At 71.7% G+C, this 1725-nt stretch carries 1 protein-coding gene; it reads right to left on the bottom strand.

Annotated elements, in window-relative coordinates:
• On the bottom strand, positions 1-1647 hold a 1647-nt coding region (gene ptsP, locus AC5P1B_RS35590), incomplete at its 3' end, for a phosphoenolpyruvate--protein phosphotransferase (protein ID WP_493892177.1).
• Between the last annotated feature and the right edge of the window lie 78 nt (positions 1648-1725).

The raw sequence follows: 1725 nt of genomic DNA, 5'->3' as shown, positions 1-1725 counted from the left end.
CGCTGCTTGGCGTGCTTGTTGGGGGGTGTCGGTGGTGCGGGCGGCTTGGGCGGCGCGTTGGCATTGGGCGAGGGTGTGTTGGGCGAGGGTGGCGCGGACGTGGGGGATGGCGGTGGGGGTCATGGAGAGGCTGGTGATGCCCAGGCCGGTCAGGACGCAGGCCAGGAGGGGGTCGGCGGCGGCTTCGCCGCAGACGCCGCAGGTTTTGTTCTCGGTGGTGGCGGCGTGGGCGGCGGTGGCGATGAGGTCCAGGAGGGCGGGTTGCCAGGGGTCCTGGTAGCGGGCGAGGGCGCCGGTTTGGCGGTCGGCGGCGAAGGTGTACTGGGCGAGGTCGTTGGTGCCCAGGGAGAGGAAGTCGACTTCCTTGAGGAGGGAGCGGGCGCGGAGGGCGGCGGAGGGGATTTCGATCATGGCGCCGGTTTTGGCGGTCAGTCCGGCGTTGTGGCAGGCGTCGGCGAAGGCTTTGGCGTCGGTGCGGTCGGCGACCATGGGGGCCATGACTTCGAGGTGGACGGGCAGGCCGTCGGCGGCGTGGGCCAGGGCGGTGAGTTGGGTGGTGAGGATGTGGGGGTGGGTCAGGAGGCTGCGTAGGCCGCGGACGCCCAGGGCGGGGTTGGGTTCGTTGGCGGGGGTGAGGAAGGTGAGGGGTTTGTCGGCTCCGGCGTCCAGGACGCGGACGACGACGCGGGATTGGGGGAAGGCTTCGAGGACGGTGCGGTAGGCGGTGGTCTGGGTTTCGAGGGTGGGGGCGTGTTCGGGGTTGTCGAGGAAGAGGAATTCGGTGCGGAAGAGGCCGATGCCTTCGGCCCCCGCGGTGTGGGCGGCGGTGAGGTCGGTGGGGCCGCCGATGTTGGCCAGGAGGGGGATGCGGTGGCCGTCGGAGGTGGTGCCGGGTCCGGTGGTGGCGGTGTGGGCGGCGGTGCGGGTGGCGGCGGTTTCGCGCAGGTGGGTCTGGTGGTCTGGGGTGGGGTTGGGGTGGAGGTCGCCGGTGCTGCCGTCGATGGCGATGAGGGTGTTCTCGGGGATGTCGGTGGCGTGGGGGAGGGCGACGATGGCGGGGACGCCCAGGGCGCGGGCGAGGATGGCGCTGTGGCTGGTGGGGCCGCCTTCTTCGGTGACGAAGCCCAGGACGAGGGCGGGGTCGAGCAGGGCGGTGTCGGCGGGGGCGAGGTCGCGGGCGATGAGGATGTAGGGCTGGTCGCTGTCGGGGACGCCGGGCATGGGGACGCCCAGGAGGCGGGCGATGATGCGGTTGCGGACGTCGTCGAGGTCGGCGACGCGTCCGGCGAGGTAGTCGCCGGCGGCGGCCAGGAGGTCGCGGTAGGCGGCGAAGGCGTCGTAGACGGCGCGTTCGGCGGTGCTGCCGATGGTGATGCGGCGTTCGACGTCGGTTTTGAGTTCGGGGTCCTGGGCCATGAGGGCCTGGGCTTCCAGGACGGCTTGGGCCTGGCCTCCGGCGAGGTTGCCGCGGGCGGTCAGGTCGGCGGCGACGGCCTCGACCGCGCGGGCGGCGCGGGCCTGTTCCCGGGGGGCTTCCCCGGCGGCGATCCGGCGGGTGGGCGGTTCCAGGACCGCGGTACCCATATGCCGGACCTCACCGATAGCGACCCCATGGCTGACACCCACACCACGCAACGTCATTCCCATGTCCTCCACCAATCCACCCATCACTGACCAACACTGACACTGACCAACACAGACCAACACCGACACCGGCCAACACCG

The organism is Streptomyces sp. A01 (assembly GCF_059026195.1).
Note: the sequence above shows the minus strand (reverse complement) of the source record. Positions and strands in the feature narration are given on the sequence as shown.